Here is a 26,784-nt window from a genome sequence, read left to right on the forward strand (position 1 = left end):
TAAATGTGTACCCTGGAAGGGATTCGAACCCCTGACCCACGGTTTAGAAAACCGTTGCTCTATCCAACTGAGCTACCAAGGCTCTTTTTTAAAGAGATGCAAATATAGAAGTTCTGCTGAATATGAGAAAATATTTCTTGCAGTTTTTATCATTTATTTTGCAAATACGCCAATATCAATACTTTCCATGTTCATTATTTTCTGCTGAAAGGTACTTTTTAAAAATCTGGCGCAAAAATACCTGCAATTTGTCGTTTATAACCCGCTTATTTTTAAACAAGCTCCGTATGTTTACATTAAGAAATTCAAAATAAACAGATAACTATGAATAGCCCAGAAAAAACAGTGATTACCGTAGAAACAATTGTTAACGCTCCTGTAGAAAAAGTTTGGAAGTATTGGAATGCACCTGAGCACATTACCAAATGGTGCAGCGCATCAGAAGAATGGCATGCTCCCAAAGCTGAAAATGATTTAAAAGTTGGTGGAAAATTTGAAACCCGCATGGAAGCTAAAGATGGTAGTTTCGGTTTTGATTTTGGTGGAGTTTATGACCAGGTTGAAAGCAATAAACTTATTGCTTATACTTTGGGCGACGGGAGAACTGTTAAAATTATTTTTGATGCAGATGAAGACACCACTAAGGTAACTGAATCTTTTGATGCTGAAACTACAAACAGCGTCGAAATGCAGCAAGGTGGTTGGCAGGCAATATTGGATAATTTTAAAAAGTATACAGAAGGAAATTAATACCCTGCTATTATTTATGCGTTTATAGCAGCAACTTGTTTATTAAACCTGGTATAAGTGGAAAGACCGGAGCGCAGCGAGGACTTGGAACGTTAGCAGGAACAACCTTGCAAAAGAACTCCTGTTGCTGCTTTCCAAAATAAATTTTTTTAAGGTTAGGAAAATATTAGGAAACGAATGGGCAGTAAGGCTTTATAACCTGCGGTCCCGCTCCCGTTGCTGCCCAGATGAAATATCGGGCATACACTCAGATCGGGTTTATGAACAAGGTTTGGGTAAGTACATAGAATTAGGAAGATGGCCTCGTATCCTGCTATGACGATTATTTAGTGCTTTATAGCAGCATACTTGTTCATTAAACCTGATATAAGTGGAAAGCCAGGAGTGCAGCGAGGACTTGGAACGTTAGCAGGAACAACCTTGCAAGAGAACTCGTGTTGCTGCTTTCCAAAATAAATTTTTTTAAGGTTAGGAAAATATAAGGAAACGAATGGGCAGTAAGGCTTTATAACCTGCGGTCCCGCTCCCGTTGCTGCCCAGATGAAATATCGGGCATACACTCAGATCGGGTTTATGAACAAAGTTTGGGTAAGTTCATTTAGCATTAAGAAGATGGCCTCGTACCCTGCTATGACGATTATTTATTTCTTTATAGCAGCAACTTGTTTATTAAACCTGATATAAGTGGAAAGCCCGGAGCGCAGCGAGGACTTGGAACGTTAGCAGGAACAACCTTGCAAGAGAATTCCTATTGCTGCTTTCCAAAATAATATTTTTTAAGGTTAGGTAAATATTAGGAAACGAATGGGCAGTAAGGCTTTATAACCTGCAGTCCCGCTCCCGTTGCTGCCCAGATGAAATATCGGGCATACACTCAGATCGGGTTTATGAACAAAGTTTGGGTAAAATAAAAAGTCTGTTTTGCCAACACAAAACAGACTTCAATTATAATTTAAGCATCTTCACCATTCCAAATGTCATCATCGGCCTGTCTGAGCTCATCGTGAAGAGAAGTTTTACTCCTGAATTCTTCGTGGTGATAATTTCTTTCCGGATTTTCGGGTAAGTCTGAGCCATCATTGACAGATTTTTTACGCAAATGTTCGGGTTTCTTAACCTCTGGTAAATCATCGTGTATAACCGAAGGTTTAAGGATTTTCTTTTCGGGATGCTGCTTATTTTCCATACTTGTTTAGACTCAAATTTCAAGCCACAAGCAAAGGTGAAGTTAAAAATTTGTAATCGGGCAATTTATTTATTGTTAAATGTCAGCCTGCTGGATACCAGCAGAAAACAAAATGAATTGTAACCACCAAACACAAGAAAACGCTTTACCTAAGCAAAGCGTTTTTAATGATTAATAGTTTCCGGTTACCCCTACTTCCAGGCCTCTAAGTTCGGCCAAACCCCTTAAACGACCGATAGCCGAATATCCGGGATTGGTTACCTTAGCCAAATCGTCAAGCATCTGGTGTCCGTGATCCGGGCGAAAAGGAATAGATTTATCTCTTGTAGCATTTTCATCAGATAATGCTTTCATAATTTCGTACATATTTACATCGCCTCCCAAATGATCGGCTTCGTAAAAACTACCATCTTCATCTTTGCTTACATTACGTAAATGCGCAAAATACACGCGCTCTTTAACTGCATTAAAGATTTCCAAGGCATTATTACTCATTCCGGCGCCCAGCGAACCTGTACAAAAACACACTCCGTTAAAAGCTTCATTTACACCATTAATGATGTAGTTAAAATCCTCAAGTGTGCTTGCAATACGTGGTAATCCCAAAATAGGATACGGAGGATCGTCGGGATGAATGGTCATTTTTATACCTTCTTCTGTACAAACACCGGCAATGGCGTTTAAGAAATATAATAAGTTTTCCTGTAGACCTTTTTTACCGATTGCTGCATACTCATTAATGCTGTTGCGCAAGGTTTCGAGCTCAATTTCTTTTTCATTCGGAATACCCATTAAAACATTGATCCTTAAATCGTTTAATTGCTGTTGATTCAAGGTAGCGTATTTTTCTTTCGCCCGGTTTAATATAGATTCAGAATAATCAGCCTCTGCTCCTGCTCTTTTCAAAATGTAAAGATCGAAGACGGCTAAATCAATCCAATTAAAGTATAACGCTTTTGATCCATCGGTCATCTCCAGATCCAGTTGTGTACGCGTCCAATCTAAAACCGGCATAAAATTATAACATACAATCTTAATTCCGCATTGCGATAAATTTCGCAATGATGTTTTATAGTTTTCGAGGTACTGATCTGCATCTGCCCTGCGGGTTTTAATGGCTTCATGCACCGGAACACTTTCTACTACCGACCAAGTTAAACCTGCTGCTTCGATAATTGCTTTTCTTTCCTGAATATCCGTTAAAGGCCAAACCTCGCCGTGTGGAATATGGTGAAGGGCCGAAACAATACCTGTTGCACCAGCTTGTTTAACATCTTGCAGAGATACCGGATCATTTGGGCCATACCAACGCCAGGTTTGTTCTAATTTTCTATATTTCGTTTCCATAAATTATACGCCGGAGAATGCGCTGAAGCCTCCATCTACTTTTATATTTTCGCCATTTACAAATTTCGAAGCATCGCTAAGCAAATAAACCAGGGCACCAATTAATTCATCAGGACTTCCAAAACGCTTAAATGGTGTTTTAGAAATAATAGCCTGTCCTCTACTGGTTAAAGAGCCATCCTCATTGGTTAACAACGATCTGTTTTGATGGGTAATAAAAAATCCAGGTACAATAGCATTCATTCTTATTTTATCATCATAACGATTTGCCAGTTCTACAGCCATCCATTTGGTATAACTATCTATTGCGGCCTTTGCAAGCGAATAGCCCAATACACGGGTTAATGCCTGTGTAGCTGAAATAGAAGAAATGTTTACAATGCTCCCACCATTTTTGGCAATTTCGCGACCAAAAATTTGAGTAGGCATAATGGTACCAAACAGGTTTAAATCAAAAGCCTGTTTTAGTGCCGAAACATTAAGATCGAACACATCGTTACCGGGTTGTACTACAGCCTCGGCAACATTACCACCGGCAGCATTAACCAAGGCATCAATCCGTCCAAATTCTTTTAAAATTTTGGCGTTTGCATCAATTAAATCCTGCTCATTCAGCACATCTGCAATAATGTAAATTGCTTTACAACCTGCTTTAGTAACTTCTTTTACCCTTTGTTTCGCAATATCTTCGTTGCGACCAATTATAACTATGGATGCCTCTGCAGCACAAAGTCCGTTTATAAAAGCCTCTCCTAATACACCTGTAGCGCCTGTAACAACTACAACCTTATCTTTTAGAGAGAAAAGGCTTTCAACTTCTTTAATCATTATTTAGATTTTTTTGATTTTATTCAACAACTAATGTGGTTATGGAATGTGGTAAGCTGGTTGTTGTTGCCGCTTGTCCTTTTATCCATAAACTATATTTTATTTTATCATTTGTTTGGTTCATTACCACAACTGCCAGTTTACCGTCGGCATTTAAAAATGCAGTAGTTTCCAATTTATCGCGGCTCGATGCAGAACCAATTCTTTTTGCACCCGGGCGAATGAATTTAGAGAAATGGCCCATATAGTAATAGGCATTGGTATAAATCAGTTTATCGTTTTTAGTATCGGCATGTACCGGGGCAAAGCAGAAATTACCTACATGGTTAGGTCCGCCTTTTTCATCTAAAAGGATATTCCAGTCTGTCCACGCAGCTGTACCCGCATTAAAATCATTAATCATGGAGTATCCGTAACGTTCGCCTAAAGTCCAGTCATCCAATTTATTTACATCGTATTTTTCTTTACACCCTTCAGTGAAAATCAAGGCTTTATCAGGGTAAGCTTCATGCGTTTGTTTAACATTCCCAAACTGCATACCGCTGCCTGTCCAGGTTTCGTACCAGTGAAAACCAATGCCCCAAACATATTTAGCAGCGTCTTTATCGTTTAAGATTGTGCTTGCTCTCTGGAAAATCTGATCACGATTATGATCCCAGGCGATTAATTTTTTAGAACCTAAACCCTCTTTTTGCAAAGTTGGACCTAAGAAATTCTTAATAAAATCGCGTTCTTCTTCTGCCGTAAACACACAAGATTCCCATTTTTGCTTTGCCATTGGCTCATTTTGAACGGTTAAGCCCCAAATTGGCATGCCCATTTTTTCGTAGGTTTTAATAAACTTTACGTAGTGGTTTGCCCAGCTCTGACGGAAAGCAGGTAATAAATGGCCACCTTGCACTAAACTATTGTTATCTTTCATCCATGCTGGTGGCGACCAAGGGCTTACAAACAAAGGCAATTTACCACCCGCCGCAGCTGTAGCTTGTTTAATTAAAGGAATTTTATAGGTTTCATCGTGCGCTACGCTAAAGGTTTTTAAATCCTTATCATTATCCTGTACATAAGTATAACTTCCGCTGGAGAAATCGCAGCTGGCAATATTGGTACGGGCTAAGGTATAACCAATTCCTTTATCAGGGCTGTAATATGCAGTTAATAATTCCTGCTGATTTTTCTTTGAAAGTTTAGCAAAGGTTTCAGCAGATGCATCGGTTAAAGCGCCACCAATACCTACCAAGGTTTGATATTTAATGGTTGGATCAACAAAAACACAAGGTTCTGTTTCAAATGGTTGCTTATTTTCGGTAAAGGTTAAGGTTTCTGTTTTACTTAACCTGTAATCAGAATTCTCTGCAGTAGTATACACCGTAACTTTTTTATTTCCAACGGCATAGGCTTGAACTGTTTTACCAGTGGTTTTAATTCCCTTTTTATTTTGAGCAGCAGCTGTAAATGCAGTTGCTAAAATCAAGAGAATACTGAGGTTTTGTTTCATTCTTTTTTGTGCTTATATTTTATAAATCCTGTCCCGATGCCCAAAAAATGGCATTTTTAACAATTGTTTTGTATGCAATATTATTAAATAATTCGGGCGAATGACCCATAAAAATGTAAACATTGCGAGCCTTTATTTTTTCATTTGTCCAGATTACCGGATGATCGCCCATAACAATTTCAGACTTAGGCTTATAGGATGACTCATCCACACGGGCTAAAACCCGCACATTTGGCCTTGGGCTTTTATTATACGTATACCACTCTTCCTTTTCTATTGTAAAATGCGCAGGAACACCTTTCATCACCGGGTGTTTTAAATCTTCGATACTAACATTTCCATCTGCAAAATCTGGTATATAGTTCTTAAACTGAATTTCACCCATAAAATCTGAAAACCAGGGCCACATTTTGTAACCATCAAAATCGCCAAGTAATGTTGCATGGTGAAAGCCAATCCACCCGCCCTTGCCTTTTGTAAGGTATTTCTTAAAAGCTTCCATTTCATTAGCTTTCCAGCTATAGGGTGGATAATCAAGCTGAATGAGCAATTGGTATTGATTCAGATATTCATCTCTAAATTTATGTGTATCCTGCACGTAATCAATTATAAAATTATTATCTGTAGCAAGCTGATTTAACCAGATTTTAGCAGCCTTTGAATAAGCCAGGTGGTGACCTCCATTTTCTGCAAAAACCAGTACCTTAAAACGTGGTTTCTTATTCTGAGCAAAACCTGTATGACTAAGTGCCATCAACAACAGGATAATAAGTTTTTTCATATCCTTTATTTTAATGTTTTATTAATCTGGTCAAGCAAATAACCATTCAAGTCTGAATCATATTCCCAAAACATTACACCACCCATTTTATTTTTCAATACATATCTGCATTTTTCTTTAACCGATTGTTCATCATCATAGGTCATATACTCGCGGGTTTCCGGATTATAAATATAGGATGCTACGGCTTGCTTGTCATGATAAGCTGTAAAGCCTTTTTGATTAATTAAACTATCTTTAATAAAAGTATAACCTTTTCCATATCTGCTACTTAAAACCGAATCACCTAAACCTTTTATTGAGTTTTCTTTCAAGGTAAAAGCGCGACTATAAAAAGCAATTCCCATGACCAGTTTATTGGCCGGAACCCCGGCAGCAAGAAACTCCTTAAAGGTTTTATCGGCATAATTTTCGGCCGGATGTTTTTTGGAATTGTAAAGATTGGTATGATGGCCTGCTAAATCTCCATTATAGAAATCGTAGGTCATCAGGTTTACATAATCCAGGTATTGCTGAACTTTATCCATCTCGGTATGTCTGATAAAATTGGTAAAGCCACCTACAGCAATGGTTAGCATTTTGCTGGTTTTATGCAACTGCTCCAGGCTATCGAGTTCTAAGCGAAGTTCTTTAAGCAATAAAGTAAAGTTCTGCTTATCTTCAGCTCTGAAAATATTCCCCTTTTCACCAGGTATTGCTGGATATTCCCAGTCAATATCTACTCCATCCAAATTATACTGCTCTATAATTTTAACTGCACTGGCTGAAAAAGCTTTCCTCGAAGTATCCGTTAAGGCAGCATCAGAGAAATTTTCGCTCCAGGCCCAGCCTCCAATAGATATTAAAATTTTGAGATCGGGGTTTTTAAGCTTTAATGTATTCAGGTTTTTAAGGTTTACGGTATCAGTTGCCTCCCGGTTAAGAAAAGCCCGGTTGCCTTTCACATTTATAAAAGCATAATTAATGTGCGTTAGTTTCTCAGCGGCAATTTTAGTTACATCAACAAGGCCTTTATAGCCCCCAATATAACCAATTACCACTTTCTTTTTGGGCAAATTTTCTAATCGAAAAGCCATTAAAGCCAAAGCAATAAGCACACTAACAACACAGTAAAATTTAAAGGCTTTCATCATTTTTCTTAATTATTGCTTCTTAATAAAGCTTCCAAATAGTAATAATCAGCATAATTAATGGGTACATCGATTTCAGATTTTGCAGGACGATGACCAGTACTGTGTTCTAAAATAAAACCGTAGTTATCGCCAGGTTTACTTACATATTTTGTGCTCAAGGATTTTAATATTTTATCGGCCGCAGCTCTGTATTTCTTGTTATTTCCTTTGCTGTATCCGGCCAGTTCGTATAATGCAGAAGCTGTTATGGCTGCCGCAGAAGCATCTCTGGATACATTCGGAATCATCGGATCGTTATAATCCCAATACGGAATTCCATCAGCAGGAGTTATTTTACTACTTAATATAAAATTCGCAATACTATCAGCCTGAGCTAAATAAGATTTATTTTTAGTTTCACGATAACACATGGTATAACCATATAATGCCCATGCTTGTCCACGTGCCCATGATGATTCATTTGCATAACCTTGCGCGGTAACTTTTTGTAAAACATTACCACTTAAAGTATCATAATCAATTACATGCCAGGAACTAAAATCAGGCCTGAAATGATTTTTCATTGTGGTATTGGCGTGAGAAACTGCAATTTTATAAAAAGAAGAATCTCCGGTTAATTTTGTGGTTTCAAATAAAAGTTCCAGGTTCATCATGTTATCAATAATAACGGGGTATTTCCACTTATCCGTATTGTGGTCCCATGATTTTAGAACGCCTGCCTTTTCATTAAACCTGGTCGATAGCGACTTTGCGGCCTGAATAATTACCGAACGATAGGCAGTATCTTGTGTTAAGCTGTAGCCATTACCAAAAGGACAATAAATCATAAATCCAAGATCATGGGTACCTTTATTGTATTGTTCTTTCTTAATGTCTTCGGTATATTTCTTAGCTAAATCAAGCCATTTTTTATCTTTCGTATACTGATAGAAATACCAAAGTTCTGCAGGAAAAAAACCGCTGGTCCAGTCTTTTGAAACCACCATTTTAAATTGCCCTTTTTCCACGGTTCTTGGCGATACTAAATTTGGTTTGATCTTTCTTGCAGAATCTACATTTTTAACCAACAAATCGGTTTGTTTTTCTGCAGATTTAAATGCTTTCGCAACATCAACTTTCTGCGCGTTTACGACACTGAAAGACAATAACATTAAGCTAAATACCTTAATCTTTAAATTCATATAATCTAATTAATTTTACTTTCCTCTACTTGTTTTAAATATAGGGATTCAGGATTTAAGCCTTTTTTATTTTGCCCTTCCCAAATACCATCCGGGCGTCCCTTTAATCGCCCATCATACTTTTGGACCTTTAATCCAATTGCATAATTTTTACCGCTTACATAGGGGCTTTGTACAGCGGCTTTAGCAGCTGTACAATTCCACAATATTTGATTCACTCCAGACCAGCCATGCCCCGTACCCCAATTTCCACGGTCCTGGATATTAATTTCGCCATCGGTTACAATGTTGTCGTACAATGTTCCCATGGCCCAGCGGTGGTGAGGACCAATATCGGCCTTGGCATTTTCTGACCTGCAATTGTAAAACACATTCGGGCCGCAAACTTTTGCCCCTGTTACATAATCATGTCGACCTTCAGAAGCATAACAACCCATAAAAAGATTAAGCTGACCATCGTTATTAAAAGAATACCTTCTTCCACCAATAATCTGAGATTTTGGCGCTAAACACTTACTGTCCATAACCGTAATTTGCTTGCTATCATGACCAAGATTTACGCATGAATAACCAAAATAGTGACTGGTTACATTTTTAATCCAGCTGTTTTCTATTTTATTAAATGCTATTGCATCCCAGCCATGCTCTTCATCCGTATCGTTTTCATATTCAGATTCGAGATATAGATTTTCAATTCCAACCTCAGCAATGCGACCGGCAAAAGTGTATTTATAAATTTCGCCGCCACCATATTGATCTTCCATAGCCATAACCACTGGATTATCAATAAAAATTTCATTTCCTTTTATGGCAATAATTTCCCTTTCAAACTCCAGGTTATAATCTGCAGCTGTCCATTGCACTGTACCGTTACCCGGCTCAATCTGATTCATTTTTAAATCCTGAATCCATTTGTCAGTGCCGGGCCGGTAAATCATAATCTTATCTCCAACTGTTAATCCTTTCACGGAGGCTATTTTAAAGCTTTTTGTTCCAACCGGAACATAATGATCGGTTATTTTAACACGTGTGCCCGAAATTTCCTTAGCACTTCCGTTTCCTGATGCGATGATTGTTTTCCGTTTACCCCGTCCGGTTGCAATTAGTTTTGTTTCTTCTCCCTCACCACGCAATACAATCCCTCCGGCAGAAATATTTAAGCTCCCTGGAATATTGTAACTGCCCTTTTTTAATAAGATCGCCCCGCGAATTCCATTTTCATCAACTTGTTTTTTTGATAAATCATCAATAGCCTGCTGAATTTTCTGCTGATCGTTGTTACCCGTAGCAGAGAGCGTGGTCATTATTTTAACCTCTGGAATTGCTTTACTATTTTGATGATAACCAACTCTACTAAAGTCTGGTATAATATTTCCATTTTCATCAGCCACGTATTTTAGATGACCGCTGGGTTCTATCTTTACAAATTTCGATTCCCATTGCTGCGCAAATCCACGATGGGTAAAAAGCACCATCAGGAGGCATAAAACAATAAGTGACAGGCGATTTTTTCCAGGTATCATTTTACAACCAGATTAAAGGGTTACGCACAGGTAAATTACGGATAACTTCTTCTACCTGAGGTTGATGATCTAATTTAGCCCATACGCTGTACCAGTCTTTTTGTTTATATTCTACTGCACCAAACAATAAAAATGGTTGTGCAACAGGCCAGTTATCCCAATACATCACATCGGGCTGTAAAGTCCATTTACTTTTATCAGCAATAAAAGGATATAAATAGGCAATGCCTTTCTTTATGGATCTGCCATCGGCCGTTTCAAAATCCCAAAGGTTATCTTTTGGCGTGGAAATAATCTGGCAAAGCATGGTCATGGCGTCCAGGTTAAAGATAGAATAGCCATAAGGTTTTGTACGCGCCAGCTCTAAAGGAAAACTTCCGTCAGCGGCCATTTGGTTAGGCAATAAATTGGTTTTAAAATTAATCCGGATCGAATCCAACATATTTTCATCTCCACAGAGTTTTGCAAAAGAAGCCACTTGCATGGCCCAGCAGGTGGCATGGTTATTTTTTACTGTTTTTTCCTGAATGCCGGGTTTACTGGTATTAAGCCATAAAGTATAGTCGGCAAACCATTTTTTTACACCTGCCAGCGTTTCTTTATCAAATGATTTAGCATTTTCCATAACTAAGGTACCCTGCGCCACTTCCATTAAGTGAATGGTATCTATAATACCATAATTGCGACCAGTAAATTTACCTTTTACGGCCTGTGAAAAAAGCAAATTCGGATTCATTAAGGTTTCTGCATTTACAAACCACGCTTTAAGATGGGCAACAGCCTGTTTAACATACTTTTCATCGCCCGTAAGCTTATAAGCCGACGCCAGTACTCCAATTACTTTACTAAAGCGGATCATGGCTTTACGGTGCTCTAAAAAGTTATCCGGATTGGTTAAGCCATCTCTGTTGATATAAGGACCGTCGGGGTTTTTCGGATCAGGCCAGAAATAATCTGCTTCAGAAAAGAAATCATGCTTCCCTCCGGCACTTCTTGGCGAAGAAGCCGCTGTAACCGTGATGGGTTGTTGTTTCATTGCCCATGCAGCTTCCTCTAAAATTTGTTTCTTCAGCAGCATTGTGGCCTGCTTTTCAAAATCAGCGGCCAGCTTGTTACCTGAATTTTGAACTGAAAATGCAGTGCTGGCTAAATAAATCAGCGCAAAGCATACAATAAAAAGGGTCCTTTTCATAATCTATAGTGTGGTAAAAACAGTAGGTAATCCTTCAGAAACGACAGATACGACGCTTTTACCCTTATTTAATTTAACTTTAATAATTGCGCGGCCATTGTATGCCTGCACTTTTCTCGATCCTGATGAAGTACCCTGATTGTCTATTAGCTTTCCATCACCTGTTAAACCGAAATTGATCCAGTTGATGGCGTCAAGGCACTGCACGCCATTGCTGTCGTACAATTTAACTTCCACCGTGGCAACATCCTCTATCTGATCAATTTTAGTCAATTCCATTTTTGCAGGTTTGCTCCATTTTTCGGTTTGATAGTTAAACTCAATTTCGTCGGTCACTATTTCTTTCCCTTTCTTTCCAATTACCTTAACGGTATTTTTTCCCTTAACAAAAGGTAAATTCCAGCGTAAGCCTGCGGCAGGGTAATCCTGGCTATTTCTTTTCTTAGAACCAAAACTTTTACCATTGAAGAATATTTCAGCTTCGGAACAATTAGAGTATACTTTTACCATTTTTTCTTCACCCTCATCGCCCCAACGCACTGGCCAACTGTGCCCGTAAATGTGCAGCATGGGCTTTTCTGTCCAATAAGATTGAAAAACGTAGTAAGCCTCTTTCTTCGTAAAATCTCTTTCCACAACCCCTTTCTGGTTCATATAAGGCACAGGATTATCAGGTCTAACCGGGGTAGAGAAATCTTTGAAAGGCCAGTAAGCCGAACCGCTTAACCAGGGCATATTTTCCTGTTCTTTTAAATGCCAGTCGATTAAATTGGTAATGTACGATTCACTCCAGTCGCCATCTTTAGAAATTCGCGCTGCACCGCCATATAAAGAAGCATCACCCGCTCTTTCATCCGCACTACCGCCTGTTTTAATTTTGCTTAAGGCCTTATCCGGATTTTCAGAGTGGCGCAAAGCGTGACTATCGCCTCCCCATTCTACATGCAAAAAGCGTTTAACTTTGGCAAACTCATCTTCCGATGCCTTTTTGTAATCTGTATAGGCACCACGATACCAGCCTGCCCAGATGGAGGGCGAATACACATCAACGATATCACTGCAAAAATCGCAGCGCCTGATGGCGGTATAACGTGAAGCATCGAGTTTATGAGAAAGATCGTTAAGTTCTTTCATAAATGTTCTGATTTTCTCTTTATCAAATTCAGGGAAATCGCCGGGCCAGTCGTTTTCATTGCCCATGCCCCAGATAATGATGGCCGGATGATTATAATGCTGTTCAACCAAATTGGTCAGCATTCTGCGGGCCTGTTGTTTATAAATTTCACCGCCCAGGCCGCCACGGCACCATGGAATTTCCTCCCAAACCAGTATGCCTAAGCTATCGCAAAGGTTTAAAACAATACGGGATTGCTGATAATGACCAAGGCGGATAAAATTAACCCCCATATCTTTCATCATTTGCATTTCCTCCCGAATCATACCTTCTGTCATAGCAGCAGCAACGCCGGCATGATCTTCGTGACGGTGGGTACCACGCAACAATAAACGCTTTCCGTTCAGTTTAAAGGGGCCTTTCTCTACAAAATTGATGTTCCTGAAGCCAATTTTTTCTTCGCCTTTATAATTTCCAGCAGCTGAAATTACCTCATATTGCAGCGTATACTGCTGGGGCTGATCTGTTGACCATAATTTTGGGTTTTTAACTTCAATATCCCAAAGTTTTAAATCATTGGAAATTTCTATCTTTTTATACGTTTGATTTATAATTTTGCCTTTCGGGTCAATCAATTGATATTTAATGCTTGCTCCCCCAATATGATCAGGATTATAAAACCTGGCTGTAACCCCAAGCTTACCTAATTTACCTGCTGCATCCACTTCGGCTTTGGCAAACATTTTATCTACAGAAAGTGCCGGGGTATAAACCAGGTTTAAATAACGGTAAATACCTCCGTAAAGATTAAAATCAGAAAGATCGGAAGGAATCATCTCCAAATCCCTCGAATTATCTGTTCGGATAGAAACCGGAACTTTACCTTTAAATTGCTTTTTAAAAGCCTCTGTTTTTTTAAAGGCTTCAACGGCTTCTGTAATATCGGCGGTCCATTCATCATAACCGCCCACATGCGTTGCAACCTTGGTGGTATACACATACACTTCAGTTTTTTGCCCTGCACCTTCAAAATGCAGCAATGTTCTCCCGGCTTGGTAAGGATTATTAACACTTAATTGTGTGCGGTACCAGGCTGGTCCCTGGTAATAATTAACATCGGGATCTACTGCATCCTTGGCATTTACACAATGGGGCAAATTTACTTTTTGCCAAAGTGGAACCGACTCGGGATTACCCATCGTAACCGGACGAACGGCTTCCCAAACCCCACCTAAATCCTGCTTCAAAAATTCCCAGTTCTGATTTAAACGTACACTTTGCTGTGCCGACAGTAACGAACTGATAAACAGAGAACTTAAAGCTATTATATATTTTAAATTTTTAAACATTTTTTTCCTAAATCGGGTAAAATCAATTACACTAATAAACCTTTCTTAATTGTAATGCGTTTAAAACAGCCTTACCTTCAATCACATTAAAATCAATGGTTATTCCTTTTCCATTTTGAACCGTTACGCTTGTTTTTTTATTAATAGCAGTAGTATAACCAAAATCTTTAGCAAGGTTTATCTGGTTTAAAAAGCTTGTGCCGTTTATGCTTACACTAAAAATCCGGTTTTCTTCTACTTCTTTTTTATGGGTATTGTCTAAATTGTAGGCTAAAGCTTCTTTAGAAATGCCTCCAACCAGTTCGGCGAAATACAATGAAAGTTCATATTCTCCATCCGGAACATCTATTTTAAACTGCTGTATACCTACTTGCTGGGTTTGATAGATGGGGTCATCATCTGTACCTAAAATATTTTTATCGCTACCGTAAGTAATGCGGTTATTGGTTCCTTTATAAGGCTCGCCTCCAATCCAACCCCATGAGCCTTTTCTGTAAGGCTGATCGGGCATCCATAACTGGTGTTGTTTTTCATCAATGTAAAAACGTTTCGATCCCAGTAAAACATTCATATTTTTAAAAACAACAGATTGATCTGCAAAACGATAAGGCTGCAATTGAAAGTTAATATCAGCCTGATCGTTATTATTCCCCGCAACTACACGCAATTGATTCAAGCCGTCAGTAAAAGGAACCTGCCAGGTACAAATGTGATCAACAGCTTCTTTTATACCCAAACTTTTGCCGTTCAAAAACAACTCAGTTGATTTTAAATTGGTTGCTACCTGTACAGGCTGCGTACTAACCAGCGTTGCCGAATCGGCCAGACCGGTCCTGTCCTTCCATTGTGCAGAAGTAATTTTTAGGTAAGGTTGATCAGCAAGATAGGCCTGATACAGAAAATAAGTATCCTTTGGTATTCTGCCGATGGTTAAAAGCCCTTTATTGTTAATGTGCGGCATGGTTTCTTCACGGGTTTCTGAATTAAAATCAGCTAAATTCCAGGCTATTCCTCCACTAACAAAGGGACGTTTCAGCATTTCATTTAAATAGATCTGGTTAAAATAAATGCCGTACTCCACACTTTTGTCAAAACGTACAGGTGAAAACGATCGGATACGCGGATCGGCATCAGCACCGTACTCGGTAACCAGCATAGGTTTATCTGCAAGCTCCTTATGATGGCGATCGAGGAATTTGCCAAAATCGGCCGGGGTACCCGAATACCAGCCTGAATACAGGTTCCAGCCAACAATCATCGGAATTTTAGTTAAACCAACTTTATTATAAATATCCCAGGCGCCGTGGTTAACCAGCAATGTATAACGGGAAGGGTCTTCTTTACGGGTTAAATCATCTAATTTTTGAGCAAGTTCGCGTACATGATCAAAATAAATTTGTTGACGAGGTTTATCATTCGCAAACTTGGTGCGCAATAAAACTTCGTTCATATAGGCCCAAATAATGATGCTTGGATGGTTAAAATTCTGTTTGATCATTTCTACCTGCATATTCAGGCAGTTTGTGGTAAACGCTTCAGATTCGGTAATGGTGTTTACCACCGGAATTTCTACAGAAGCCAGAATACCTAAACGGTCGCAGGCCTCGAGTACCAATGGATCTTGCGGATAATGTGCCACCCTTAAAAAGTTACCACCCATATTTTTAAGCAATTCTACATCTTTAGTTTGTAGTGCATCGGGCGTTGCATTGCCTAGGTGTTCATAATCCTGATGACGGCTTGCCCCTATTAATTTTAAAGGTTTACCATTTAGAAAAAACCCCTGACTGGCATCAAATTTAAACCAGCGGAAGCCTAATGGATTGGAAACCTGATCCAATACTGTTTTAGTTTTAGCATCTGTAATTTTAGTAACTACCCGATACAGATAAGGATTTTCCGGCGACCATAATTCAGGTTGTTTAAGATTATTTAAATCCTGAACTATGGTATTATTTCCTCCGGAAAGCATATTCAGGGCGGAAATTTGGGATGCAACTTCCTTTCCCTGTGCATTAAATATGGTTGTTTGAACCTGAATTTTTTTTGCTGTTGCAGATGAGTTTTCAATTGTACTTTTAACCTGCACCTTTGCTGTAGCAACAGAAACCTGAGGAGTAGTAATGAAAATACCTGAACTTCCATTTTCCTTTTGCGAAAAATGAACCGGGTTGGTGATGAGCAGGTTTACATTGCGGTATATGCCACCGAAAAAAGTAAAATCAGCGGTTAAAGGCGGAATGTCTTCATTAAACCTGTTATTTGCCCTAACTTCTATCACATCTTCTTTATAATTTAAAAAGGGTGTAATGGCTACACTAAAACGCGTATAGCTACCAATGTGCTTCCCTGCTGATTTGCCATTAACAAAAACTTCTGCTTCCTGGGCAACACCATTAAAAATCAAATAAATATCTTTTCCCTTCGCAGATTCGTCAAGCACCAGTTTTCGTTTATAAATACCCAAGCCACGATAATAGCCGGGCTCGTCGTCCATCACATCTTTGTCGTTCCAGGTATGGGGCAGGTTTACCTTTTCGGTTGCTCCATTTTCTTTATGAAATTCCCATTGATCGTTTAAACTGATCAATTTTCTACCTCCATCCTGCGCAAAGCTGGTTAAGCTCCAGATTGAAATTAAAAGTGTAAATAAAAATATTTTAATCAATGCTAAGTGTTTCTCGCCTTTTCCCGACATGTAAATTTTATTTTTCTGCTACAGTTCTTGTCTTGCTGTTGCCTTGTTTATTTTAGTATAAAATCTTTTTCCAGTTTAATATTATTGGAAGCCGTACCAATCATGAGTTTAAAATCTCCCGGTTCTGCTCCCCATTTCAATTGCTGATTGTAAAAAGAAAGTTTTTCCTGGTTAATGGTAAAAGTGATTGTTTTACTTTCTCCCGCTTTTAACATCACTTTCTGAAAATCTTTAAGCTCTTTAACCGGGCGCACTACAGATGCAAATTTATCTTGCAAATACAATTGAGCTACTTCCTCGCCATCATATTTACCGGTGTTTTTAAGTGTAAAGGAAACCGAAATCTGCTCATTCATGCTCATTTCTGTTTTACTTAAAACCAAATTACTGTAATCAAAAGTGGTGTAACTTAAACCGTAACCAAAAGCAAATTTAGGGCTGTTGGGCATATCTAAATAAGCAGAACGATAGCGTGTATCCTGGTCATTTTTGGCCGGACGACCTGTGCTCAAATAATTGTAATAAAGTGGAATCTGTCCCTCATCACGCGGAAAAGTCATTGGTAATTTACCTGCCGGATTATAATCACCATAAAGCACGTTGGCCATTGCAGTTCCAGCTTCACTGCCTAACCACCAGGTGTACATAATGGTGGGAACGTGATCGGCTGTCCAGTTAAAAATTAAAGGGCGACCAGCCATTAACAACACCACAACTGGTTTTCCTGTAGCCTGAATGGCTTTAATTAAATCTTCTTGTACACCTGGAATATGAATATTGGCTTTACTTTTGGCCTCACCACTCATATCGAGCGTTTCGCCTACGGCCATAATCACTACATCAGCCTGTTTAGCCGTTTCAACAGCTTCAGCAAAACCTGCGGTAGAGTTCCCCTCTATTTCGCAACCTTTAGCGTATAACAATTCGGTGTGATTGCCAACTTTATTTTTCAATCCCTGGTATAAGGAAACCAGGTTATCATTTTGCCATTGAATTGACCAGAAACCCTGCATGTCTTTTTCAGATTTACCAAGCGGACCAATTACAGCAATCTTTTTTAAGCTTTTAGAAAGTGGTAAAACCTGGTTTTCATTTTTGAGCAATACTATACTTTTTTCGGCCATTTGCAAAGCATCTTTCCGGTTTTGAGGCGAATTTAATTCCTTTTCCTGGCGGCTTTCGCTGCTAAAACGATAAGGATCATCAAACAGGCCCAATTCAAATTTCTTGCGTAAAATTCTTCTAACGGCATCATCAATTAAAGCCACCGGTACTTTTTTATCCGCTACCAGTTTAGCCAAACTTGGCAGGTAACTTCTGCTTTCCATATCCATGTCGCTTCCGGCTTTAATGGCCAGCTCGGCAGCCTGCGATTTATCTTTGGCGTAACCATGCGCAATCATCTCGCCAATCGAACCCCAATCACTCACCACAAAACCGGTGTATTTCCACTGGCCTTTTAAAATATCACGTTGCAAATAACTACTCCCCGTTGCCGGAACGCCATTTAGCGTATTAAAAGAATTCATAAAAGTTGCGGCTCCGGCATCTAACGCAGCTTTAAATGGCGGCAAATATACTTCCCAAAGCGTATGTTCGCTCATATCAACTGCATTATAATCTCTTCCGGCAATGGCCGCACCATACGCTGCAAAATGCTTGGCACAAGCCATAACAGCATCCAGGTTACCTAAACCTTTACCCTGAAAACCTTTAACTCTTGCTCTTGCAATTTGCGAGCCCAGGTAGGTATCTTCTCCGGCCCCTTCCATTACACGCCCCCAGCGCGGATCGCGGGCAATATCAACCATTGGCGCAAAAGTCCAGTGTACGCCTGATGCAGCGGTTTCTCTGGCAGCTACCCTTGCTCCGTTTTCTATTGCAGCCATATCCCAGCTGGCCGCTTCTGCTAAAGGAATTGGAAAGGTTACCCGATAGCCATGAATTACATCCAGGCCAAAAATCAATGGAATTTTCATTCTTGATTGCAGGGCTACTTCCTGTACCTCGCGGGTTTCTTTCGCTCCACGTACATTGAGCATGGAGCCCAGTTTACCATCTTTTATATCCTTTAATTTATTTGGATTGTTCGTAATCGGGCCCGTGGCATCACGATCTCCGGTATATTGATTAAGCTGGCCGATTTTTTCATCCAGTGTCATCAGTTTTAAAACAGAATCAATTTTTTTTTCAATCTTCTTATCCTGTGCCGAAGCAACAGAAAAAGACAGGGATAAAATAAGGGCTAAGGGTAAATACTGTTTCATGTTTAATTTATTTTGCGCCATCTAAAATACCCTGGTAAGCTGCCTTGCGCTGATATTGTGCATCAAAAGGCAAAGGCCAGTCCGGGCGGTTATAATTTGAAGGAATCCAGCTATCGCCATCGGTTACATTCCAGGTGGTTATACCAAACTGCTGGCTTTTAGGAATGGCATTATAAGCTTTAACAATTGCTTTATATTTTTCTGCCTGCAAATCACCTAATGCAGTTGTATAAGTCATGGTTTGTATATTATCTGGATTTAGAGCGATATCCAATTCAGAAATATGGATTTTTAACCCTGTTGCGGCCGCTGTATTAATGGCTGCTGCCAAATTAGCATCCGATTGTGTAACGCGGGTATGCATTTGCAAACCTATCCCATCAATTGGGATACCTTTATTTTTCAAACCAGTTACCAGATTTAAAATAGCGGTTCTTTTGGTTGGCCCATATTCATGTCCATAATCATTGTAAAAAAGTAAAGCATCCGGGTCGGCTTCGTGCGCATACTGAAATGCACGGCCAATATAGTCAACACCAAGTTTTTGAACCCAAATGCTATTTCTTATGGTACCATCATCATTGATGGCTTCGTTTACCACATCCCATGAAACAACCTTGCCTTTAAAATGACCAACCACGGTTTGAATATGCGTTTTCAACAAATTTTCCCATTCGGCAGTTGTGCCCTGAAAGTTATTTACCCAATCGGGCAGTGATTTATACCAGTTTAAAGTATGTCCGTGAATTCGCTTTCCATTGGCTTTGGCAAAATCAACTAGGTAATCTGCATCAGACCAGGTGTAGGTATCTTTTGAGGGGTGCAGGGATGCAAATTTCATTGCATTTTCTGCTGTTACACTATTAAACTCTTTAAGCACTAAATTACGGTAATTGGCATTTCCCTTTAACAAACTCACATTAATTGCAGCACCCATTGCAAAAGGCATATCTTTTTGCAATGTATTTTCTACCACAGTTGCTTTTACTGCAACAGGTTCGATACTGGTAAATCCTCTTTTAGAACAGGCTGTTGTAATCAGTAAAACAACAAATAGAAACACAAAAGGACTTTTAAACCTAATGATGCTATACACTGAAGCGACAAGTGCTAAAAAAGAATTAGTTACAAGTGAGATGATTGTTAAAGGGCCCATGTTATTTATATTTTATTTGCATTTGGTTATAAAAATCTTTGAGTACAAAAAATGCTTTTTTCTTTTTACCGGTTTCGCTGATTAAACCTTTACGGTTCCAAAAATTCTGGTAAACAGGGTGCTGTCTTCTTGGCGATCTGAAATCGGTTAAAATCCAGGGGGTCATCCCACGTAATGCTTCAATTTTAGTAAGCATGGTAATTTGGTTTTTGTAAAGTGATTCCTGGTATTCTTCACTCCATCGGGTATTTTCATCGGCATGAAAACCACCCAAAGCATCGCCACCAAACTCTGTAATTACCACGGGTTTATTGTATTTAATATTGAAACTGTATTTTGTAATTTCTGAAGGTGTACCACCCCAATACCAGCCCGCATATTCATTAAAACTTACCAAATCAATTTTTTCGCCCAAAGGATCATTCAAAACAATGGTATTGCCATCGCGGTGAACTTCGAGTGCGGCTGCAACCAAACGCGTATCATCAAGTGATCGTGCGGTTTCGGCTAAATTGCTCATAAAATTTAAACGCGGTGTACTTAACGGTGTTTCGTTACCAATAGACCATACCATAACGCTTGCGCGGTTTTTATCTCTTAAGATAAGATCTGTTAACTGTTGTTTTGCATTGGCATAAGTTGCCGGGTTTTCCCAGCTGATGGTCCAGTAAACCGGAACTTCTGCCCAAACCAATAAGCCCATTTCATCGGCTAAGCGCACCATTTCTTCGTTGTGCGGGTAATGCGCAAGGCGAACATAATTGCAGTTCATATCTTTTGCCCATTGCAGCATCATGCGCATATCGCCTTCAGAACGGAGTCTGCCTGCAAGTAAAGGGTTTTCATCATGAATGGATATTCCCCTTAAAAAAACAGATTTTCCGTTTAATAAAATATCGTTGCCTTTCACTTCAATGGTTCTGAAACCAATCTGATCCTGGATATTTTCGTTAGCTGATTTAATATTAACCGCATAAAGCTTTGGATTTTCGGGCGACCAAAGGCTCAGGTTATTCCAGATAAATTCGTCGGAAATTTTCCCTTCCGAATCCGTTTTATATTTTTTCTCCAGTTTTAATTCAGGAATACTTAGGGTAATTTCCTGGCCGGCAAAAGCATCAATCAGTTTAACCGAAAAATTAATGGTATTGTTGCGTCCTTTTGAAAGTTGTAATTTATAATCGTTAATGTAATGATCAGGTAATTCGGCTAAAAATACATCCCGGGTAATCCCACCATAATTCCACCAATCGGTGTTAACCGTAGGGATTTCATCTTGTTTACGGGTGTTATCGGCTTTAACAACCAAAGAATTTTCTCCTTTGTTCAGTTTTCCGGTTACTTCAAACTGAAAAGGTGTAAAACCACCTTTATGAACACCTAATTTCTTACCGTTCAGGTAAATGTGCGATTCATAATTTACTGCAGCGAAATAAATTACATATCGTTTACCATTTTCTGGTGTTGCATTAAACTTTCTTCGCAGCCAAATGGTACCTTCATAAAGCTCGAGCTTTTCTGATTGTGAATTCCAGTCGCCGGGAACACTCATCTGTGGTGATAAATCGAAATTATATTCAATTAACTCAGATTTATCTTTTTGTACTTTATCATCAAAAAAACCTCCGGTTCCGGTTTTAGATTGGTCGAATGGATCGTGCCTGTAATCGTAATAACCGTTTTCGTAAGGGTCTATAATATAATTCCACTTACCATTCAGGCTTAAAATTTTGCGTGCCTGGATGTTTTGAACAGCGCTTATCTGGGCGAAACTAACTGACGAAAAAAGCGAGAGGCAAATTATAAATACTCTAAAGATCAATTTTGACATAACGTGTTTTTTAGCTTTAAATAATTGAAGTTCTAAAACTAACAATTAATTTACGGCCAGTGTTTCCACCGGCCGCCTAAATTCGAGCAAAATTTAGTTTGTTACATTAATAGCCCGTATTTTGGCCTAAGGCCGGAGCTTTGTTTAATTCATTTTGTGAAATCGGATATAAATAATTTTTAGGTGTAAAAGTTCTGTTTTCTACTGTAAATGGCGTGTAACTATAGGTTGTAGGTGTAAGTTGAACAATCTTCATTCCGCTAACAGGCTTATTAAAAGTTGTTTCTCCTTCTTTCCATCTACGCACATCATAGAAACGATGCTCTTCAAAACATAATTCTACCCTGCGTTCGTTATGAATACGTTTACGCAATTCTTCTTTTGTGGCAGCCACATACGCATTACCTGCCGGATTAGTATTTTGTAAAAGGGGCATTTTAACACCCGTTCTATCTCTGATCTGATTTAAAACCCTTAAAATTTCAGTCACCTGGCCAGCGCCCTGTGCTTCATTTAAAGCCTCAGCATAGTTTAATAATACCTCCGCATATCTAAAAAATATCCACGGGCGGCGAACGCTTGCTGCCGTACCTGCCCACGATGCGTTTTCGCTTAGATATTTACGCATATAATAACCTGTTTTGGTTGCATTTACGTTTAAATTTAAACCATCTTTACCACCAACATATGTATCTACAGTTTTACTTTTAAAAGTTGAACCATTGTACATAACAGCAAAATTTAAACGTGGATCACGATTGTTGTATGGATTATTTGCCGCGTAGCCCGAAGCTCCATCAGTAATTGCCCTGCCAGTTGTTTTCATTTCAAATGCATCAACCAATTCCTGTGTTGGGTTGGTACGGCCATTGGCAGCATCGTAACTTACAGGTGCATTATTTACCTCAATATCATTACGACTTGTTGCTACAGTTGCAAAAATGGTTTCGTTATTAAATGCACCATTATTCCACAACCAAATATTAGGATATGAAGTATAAATGCTATGTTTACCTGTATCCATAAGGCGTTTTGCAGCATCTGCTGCAGCCTGCCATTTTGTAACATCGCCCGATGGGTTGTATTGCGGACTTGCTGCGTACAACAATAACCTTGCTTTTAATGCCATGGCGGCAGTTTGTGTAGCTCTACCCCTGTTTGTGGTATTCCATTCTGTTGGCGATAATGGTAACCTTGCAATGGCTTCGTCACAATCAGCAGCAATTTGCTTTACACATTCATCAAAGCTGTTTCTTGGTAAATCCAGTTTATCAGTTACACTCAGAGTATGCGTAACTAAAATCATACTTCCATAACGCTTTACCAGTTCAAACTCAAAAAACGCTCTCAAAAAGAAAGCCTGTCCACGTAAACGCTCTATTTGTGCTTCGTAAGTTTGATTTGCAGGCACATTTGCCGGCAGCAATTCATCTAAAGGAATAATTGCACTTCCGTTTGCTTTCTCTAAAAACGTGTTGGCTTTACGAATGCCTACATACATATCAGAATAAACATCATCAAATGTTTTTGAAGGGCTCCAGCTGCCATTATTTAAAATGCTTATGGATGAGTTTTGGTTGGAGTTTACCGCTTCATCAGTGCCTGACGCCAGCAAAGCACCGCCATTATCCAAATTATAACGATCGGAAAGTACGGAGTACACATTATTTAAAAAATTACGGGCATAATCAGGATTGGCCCATAACTGTGCTTCGGTAACATCATTACCACCACTAAATGATCCATCTTGAAGAAAACCATCTTTTTTACATGCTGCCAAGCCAATTGCCACAACAGTAAGAACCAGATAAAATATATTTTTTTTCATTTTCTTATCTTTTAAAATTTCAAGTTCATACCAAACGAATAGATTTTCATATATGGATACGATGCGCTTGATGTACCATTGATTGTGGAACCGTAACCTGATTCAGGTAATTCCGGATCAACAGGAAGTCCTTTTAGCTTATCGAAGGTTAATAAGTTTAAACCGCCAGCATAAAATCTAAGCTGTGCTATTCTTAACTTTTTAGTAAACGATGAGGGCAAAGTATAACCAAGTTCAATATTTTTCAAGCGTAAATAATCACCAGAGCGCACCCAGAAATCTGATGGCGCAGTATTATTTCCACGATCGGTTAATAATAATCTTGGATAAGGTGCTCCGGTATTGGATGGTGTCCATCTATCAACGCTAAACTGGTTTAAGTAACCATTGTTGGCTGTACCTGCATTAACCAGTTGCTGAATATAAATTGAACGGCCGCCTGTGCCTTGAAATAAGAAATTAATATCGAAATTTTGATAAGCTGCCGAAGCGCCAAAACCAAAGAAAGCTTTAGGTATAAAGTTGAAATCGGTTCTTACACGGTCAAGATCATTAATTACTCCATCCCCGTTCATATCTACATATTTAATATCGCCGGGCTTAACATCTTTAGATAAAAGTTGCTTTGGTGAAGCATCAATCTGTGCCTGATTTTGGAAAACACCATCAGAGATCAACATCATACTAATGTAGCCCGGATTGGTAGAAGCTGTAGCAGAAGGGGCAATAATACTCGAAATTGGGTGACCAAGCGTTTTTTGGTACGCCGGAAGGTTTGCAGCCTCATTTACGGCTAATATTTTACTGGTGGTATACGTAAAGTTTCCAAAAATATTTAAATCTACACCACCAATTTTCTTATTGTAATTAATACCGGTTTCAAATCCTTTATAAGAAGCCTCGCCCTCATTTACATAAATTAAACTCTGGCCAAGTATGCTGGGTAATAAAGAAGGTGTAGTTAAATCTTTTCTATCCTCGTAAAAATAGTCGGCACTGATAGAAAGTGATTGCCTGAATAATTTAGCATCAAAACCTACACTGGTTTTATACGCTTTTTCCCAGGTTAAAAATGGATTAGCCAAAGCAAGCTGACCCGTTCCGCCCACGCCTGCATAAGAGGTGCCGAAAGTATATCCGGTTGTACTCCTGCTAAAGAAATCGTTGTACGCAAACCTGCGGGCATTTCCAATGGCATCATTACCTACAAGACCGTAAGAGCCTCTGATTTTTAAGAAATCAAGAAAGCCTGTTGAACCTTTCATAAAATCTTCGTCAGAAATAATCCATCCCGCAGATGCAGCCGGAAAAAATCCGTATCTCGAGCCTGGTGCAAAGTTTTCTGATCCTGAATACGAGGCGGTTAAATCTACAAAGTAACGCTGAATAAAATTGTATGATAAACGGTTAGACCAACCTTCTCTGCGCACATCTAAACTACCGAAAGAAGAATAGTTTGCTCTCGAAACTCTGGTCGTAAATTTAATATCATGCTTACCAAATGTTCTGTTATAATCAAAACCTGCCCAAAATTCACTCTTTCTGATGTTACCCGAAAAAGCATTTGCCTGGTAATTGGCTTTGGTAGCCGTACCATAATTGGTGTAAGTTCCATCGGGTTTTAACTCAGAAGTGGAATAAGTTTGTGCAAAGCCCGAACGGTATAAACCTGCAATATCGTAAGCATAATAAACCTCGCCAGATAATCCTTTTAAAATACCATCCATTTTTTGTTTGGCACTTATGGTGGCAATCATGTTACGAACCAAATCGGTACTCGCTCCGCCCGATGCCAGCATAGCCTTAGGGTTGGCACTTGTGAAAATTGAAGTCCCGCCATAAGATCCGTCAGGATTTACAACCGGAAAAGCATTTGCCGGAGTAGAGTAAACAGTGCTTAAGAAATTACCCGTACCTGCATTAGGGAAAGTAAGATTTGTTATCCTTCCACCAACATCTAAAGCTACATCCAGGTTTTTACTCACATGTAAATCTAAATTGGTTCTTAAATTATACCGGTTAAAATCGGTATTGGCATTGTAAGCATCGTTTGTGCCACCTTTATAAAAACCACCTTGCTGATAAGCACTTAATAAGGTATAATATTTAATAAAAGCATTTCCACCAGTTACTGTTGCAACATAACGCTGCGTTGGCGCCACGCTTTTGGTAAAATCTTTAACAAAATTATTGTTAGGGTATTTTATCGGATCAGAACCTGTTTGATAGGCTTGTAATGCTTCTGGTGTATAAAACGCCGTTCCGCCACTATTTATAGATGCTTCATTATATAAGGTTGCATAAGAATATGCATCTAAGGGTTGGGTAACTTGTAATGGTGCCTGCAAACCTGCCTGGGCATCAAAAGTTACTTTTGTTGATGTAGCACTTCCGCGGCGTGTTTTTACATAAATTACTCCATTTGCGGCATACATACCATACCAGGCCAAAGTTGCTGCATCTTTAAGTACACTTACGCTTTCAATCTCGCCTAAATCCATGGCGCTAAAACTACGCTCAATTCCATCAACCAAAACCAAGGGTTCCTGATTGCTGTTGTAAGAAGAACGCCCGCGTACTAAAAAGCTCGAGGCATCATAACCTGGTTGCTGAGAACCACTTGGGTAAATAGCCAGTCCCGGTAGCCTTCCTGTAAATACATTGGTTAAAGATGATGAAGGAATCTGAGGCAAATTTTCGGCACGAATGGTACTGATGGTTGCGGTAACCTCTCTTCTTTTTCTTACACCAAAGGGAATATATACATCATCATCATCGCCTGCATCAATTAAAGCTTTAATTAATACAATATCTCCTCTGCTTACCTCTCCGGCTGGTTTTAACACCATCCGGTAACCTACATATTTAAATACAAGTACATCACTGGTACTGGCTTCCATGCTAAAACTTCCATCGGCCCCGGTGGTAATTGTTTTATTGGTTTTATCTTCCTGAATGGAAATGGCAACACCAGGCATCGCTTTCTTATCCTGATCTACAACCTTCCCGGTAACCGTTATTTCTTCATCGGGGGTTTGCCCGTAAACGTTTAGCATGCCTGCCCATAAAAAAAGCAAACAAACTATATATTTTGATTTTAATAATTTCATATCAAATAAATC

Annotated in this window: 17 protein-coding genes and 1 tRNA gene; 1 reads left to right on the forward strand and 17 read right to left on the reverse strand. The window is 39.1% G+C overall.

What is annotated here, in order from left to right; all coding sequences use genetic code 11:
• Positions 1-8: 8 nt before the first annotated feature.
• A tRNA-Arg gene (locus R2Q77_RS19750) sits at positions 9-82 on the reverse strand.
• A 242-nt stretch (positions 83-324) separates the two neighbouring features.
• Between R2Q77_RS19750 and R2Q77_RS19755 the strand changes: the two genes are divergently transcribed.
• Positions 325-750 carry an SRPBCC family protein gene (locus tag R2Q77_RS19755; RefSeq protein WP_316805432.1) on the forward strand — a complete coding sequence of 142 codons (426 nt, stop codon included), beginning with the start codon at positions 325-327 and terminating at the stop codon, positions 748-750.
• A 952-nt stretch (positions 751-1,702) separates the two neighbouring features.
• Here R2Q77_RS19755 and R2Q77_RS19760 read toward each other — a convergent pair.
• The 16 genes from R2Q77_RS19760 to R2Q77_RS19835 form a co-directional block, all read right to left on the reverse strand.
• Positions 1,703-1,936, reverse strand: a complete 234-nt coding sequence (locus tag R2Q77_RS19760) for a hypothetical protein (protein ID WP_316805433.1) — start codon at positions 1,934-1,936, stop codon at positions 1,703-1,705.
• Between the two features lie 171 nt (positions 1,937-2,107).
• Entirely contained in the window at positions 2,108-3,283 is a 1,176-nt protein-coding gene (gene uxuA, locus R2Q77_RS19765) for a mannonate dehydratase (protein WP_316805434.1), read from the reverse strand.
• 3 nt (positions 3,284-3,286) lie between these two features.
• The gene (locus R2Q77_RS19770; RefSeq protein WP_316805435.1) at positions 3,287-4,111 is read right to left on the reverse strand and encodes an SDR family oxidoreductase; all 825 of its coding nucleotides are present in this window, start codon (positions 4,109-4,111) and stop codon (positions 3,287-3,289) included.
• Positions 4,112-4,130: 19 nt separating this feature from the next.
• Complete coding sequence (locus R2Q77_RS19775) at positions 4,131-5,609, reverse strand: glycoside hydrolase family 30 protein (protein WP_316805436.1); 1,479 nt, start codon at positions 5,607-5,609, stop codon at positions 4,131-4,133.
• A 19-nt stretch (positions 5,610-5,628) separates the two neighbouring features.
• Positions 5,629-6,390 (reverse strand): ThuA domain-containing protein, encoded by a 762-nt coding sequence (locus R2Q77_RS19780; RefSeq protein WP_316805437.1) that lies wholly within the window; start codon positions 6,388-6,390, stop codon positions 5,629-5,631.
• 5 nt (positions 6,391-6,395) lie between these two features.
• On the reverse strand, positions 6,396-7,523 hold the full coding sequence (locus R2Q77_RS19785; RefSeq protein ID WP_316805438.1) for a glycoside hydrolase family 18 protein: 1,128 nt from the start codon (positions 7,521-7,523) through the stop codon (positions 6,396-6,398).
• A 5-nt stretch (positions 7,524-7,528) separates the two neighbouring features.
• Positions 7,529-8,704 (reverse strand): glycoside hydrolase family 88 protein, encoded by a 1,176-nt coding sequence (locus tag R2Q77_RS19790; protein WP_316805439.1) that lies wholly within the window; start codon positions 8,702-8,704, stop codon positions 7,529-7,531.
• A 5-nt stretch (positions 8,705-8,709) separates the two neighbouring features.
• Positions 8,710-10,227 (reverse strand): hypothetical protein, encoded by a 1,518-nt coding sequence (locus tag R2Q77_RS19795; RefSeq protein ID WP_316805440.1) that lies wholly within the window; start codon positions 10,225-10,227, stop codon positions 8,710-8,712.
• Between the two features lies 1 nt (position 10,228).
• Positions 10,229-11,419, reverse strand: a complete 1,191-nt coding sequence (locus tag R2Q77_RS19800; protein ID WP_316805441.1) for an alginate lyase family protein — start codon at positions 11,417-11,419, stop codon at positions 10,229-10,231.
• Between the two features lie 3 nt (positions 11,420-11,422).
• Positions 11,423-13,882: a glycoside hydrolase family 2 TIM barrel-domain containing protein gene (locus R2Q77_RS19805; protein ID WP_316805442.1), complete on the reverse strand. Its 2,460-nt coding sequence runs from the start codon at positions 13,880-13,882 to the stop codon at positions 11,423-11,425.
• A 31-nt stretch (positions 13,883-13,913) separates the two neighbouring features.
• Positions 13,914-16,580 carry a glycoside hydrolase family 2 TIM barrel-domain containing protein gene (locus R2Q77_RS19810; RefSeq protein WP_316805443.1) on the reverse strand — a complete coding sequence of 889 codons (2,667 nt, stop codon included), beginning with the start codon at positions 16,578-16,580 and terminating at the stop codon, positions 13,914-13,916.
• Between the two features lie 47 nt (positions 16,581-16,627).
• Positions 16,628-18,847, reverse strand: a complete 2,220-nt coding sequence (bglX, locus tag R2Q77_RS19815; protein WP_316805444.1) for a beta-glucosidase BglX — start codon at positions 18,845-18,847, stop codon at positions 16,628-16,630.
• A 7-nt stretch (positions 18,848-18,854) separates the two neighbouring features.
• Positions 18,855-20,003: an endo-1,4-beta-xylanase gene (locus R2Q77_RS19820; protein ID WP_316805445.1), complete on the reverse strand. Its 1,149-nt coding sequence runs from the start codon at positions 20,001-20,003 to the stop codon at positions 18,855-18,857.
• A 1-nt stretch (position 20,004) separates the two neighbouring features.
• Positions 20,005-21,834 (reverse strand): glycoside hydrolase family 2 TIM barrel-domain containing protein, encoded by a 1,830-nt coding sequence (locus R2Q77_RS19825; protein ID WP_316805446.1) that lies wholly within the window; start codon positions 21,832-21,834, stop codon positions 20,005-20,007.
• A 106-nt stretch (positions 21,835-21,940) separates the two neighbouring features.
• The gene (locus R2Q77_RS19830; protein ID WP_316805447.1) at positions 21,941-23,662 is read right to left on the reverse strand and encodes a RagB/SusD family nutrient uptake outer membrane protein; all 1,722 of its coding nucleotides are present in this window, start codon (positions 23,660-23,662) and stop codon (positions 21,941-21,943) included.
• An 11-nt stretch (positions 23,663-23,673) separates the two neighbouring features.
• Entirely contained in the window at positions 23,674-26,772 is a 3,099-nt protein-coding gene (locus R2Q77_RS19835; protein ID WP_316805448.1) for a TonB-dependent receptor, read from the reverse strand.
• Between the last annotated feature and the right edge of the window lie 12 nt (positions 26,773-26,784).

Source organism: Pedobacter nototheniae (assembly GCF_032678625.1).
Lineage (GTDB): Bacteria > Bacteroidota > Bacteroidia > Sphingobacteriales > Sphingobacteriaceae > Pedobacter > Pedobacter nototheniae_A.

Excerpts from the sequence above, each read along its gene's own strand:
- R2Q77_RS19755 (WP_316805432.1), top strand. The coding sequence starts at position 325 with ATGAATAGCCCAGAAAAAACAGTGATTACCGTAGAAACAATTGTTAAC.
- R2Q77_RS19760 (WP_316805433.1), bottom strand. The coding sequence starts at position 1,936 with ATGGAAAATAAGCAGCATCCCGAAAAGAAAATCCTTAAACCTTCGGTT.
- uxuA (WP_316805434.1), bottom strand. The coding sequence starts at position 3,283 with ATGGAAACGAAATATAGAAAATTAGAACAAACCTGGCGTTGGTATGGC.
- R2Q77_RS19770 (WP_316805435.1), bottom strand. The coding sequence starts at position 4,111 with ATGATTAAAGAAGTTGAAAGCCTTTTCTCTCTAAAAGATAAGGTTGTA.
- R2Q77_RS19775 (WP_316805436.1), bottom strand. The coding sequence starts at position 5,609 with ATGAAACAAAACCTCAGTATTCTCTTGATTTTAGCAACTGCATTTACA.
- R2Q77_RS19780 (WP_316805437.1), bottom strand. The coding sequence starts at position 6,390 with ATGAAAAAACTTATTATCCTGTTGTTGATGGCACTTAGTCATACAGGT.
- R2Q77_RS19785 (WP_316805438.1), bottom strand. The coding sequence starts at position 7,523 with ATGATGAAAGCCTTTAAATTTTACTGTGTTGTTAGTGTGCTTATTGCT.
- R2Q77_RS19790 (WP_316805439.1), bottom strand. The coding sequence starts at position 8,704 with ATGAATTTAAAGATTAAGGTATTTAGCTTAATGTTATTGTCTTTCAGT.
- R2Q77_RS19795 (WP_316805440.1), bottom strand. The coding sequence starts at position 10,227 with ATGATACCTGGAAAAAATCGCCTGTCACTTATTGTTTTATGCCTCCTG.
- R2Q77_RS19800 (WP_316805441.1), bottom strand. The coding sequence starts at position 11,419 with ATGAAAAGGACCCTTTTTATTGTATGCTTTGCGCTGATTTATTTAGCC.
- R2Q77_RS19805 (WP_316805442.1), bottom strand. The coding sequence starts at position 13,882 with ATGTTTAAAAATTTAAAATATATAATAGCTTTAAGTTCTCTGTTTATC.
- R2Q77_RS19810 (WP_316805443.1), bottom strand. The coding sequence starts at position 16,580 with ATGTCGGGAAAAGGCGAGAAACACTTAGCATTGATTAAAATATTTTTA.
- bglX (WP_316805444.1), bottom strand. The coding sequence starts at position 18,847 with ATGAAACAGTATTTACCCTTAGCCCTTATTTTATCCCTGTCTTTTTCT.
- R2Q77_RS19820 (WP_316805445.1), bottom strand. The coding sequence starts at position 20,003 with ATGGGCCCTTTAACAATCATCTCACTTGTAACTAATTCTTTTTTAGCA.
- R2Q77_RS19825 (WP_316805446.1), bottom strand. The coding sequence starts at position 21,834 with ATGTCAAAATTGATCTTTAGAGTATTTATAATTTGCCTCTCGCTTTTT.
- R2Q77_RS19830 (WP_316805447.1), bottom strand. The coding sequence starts at position 23,662 with ATGAAAAAAAATATATTTTATCTGGTTCTTACTGTTGTGGCAATTGGC.
- R2Q77_RS19835 (WP_316805448.1), bottom strand. The coding sequence starts at position 26,772 with ATGAAATTATTAAAATCAAAATATATAGTTTGTTTGCTTTTTTTATGG.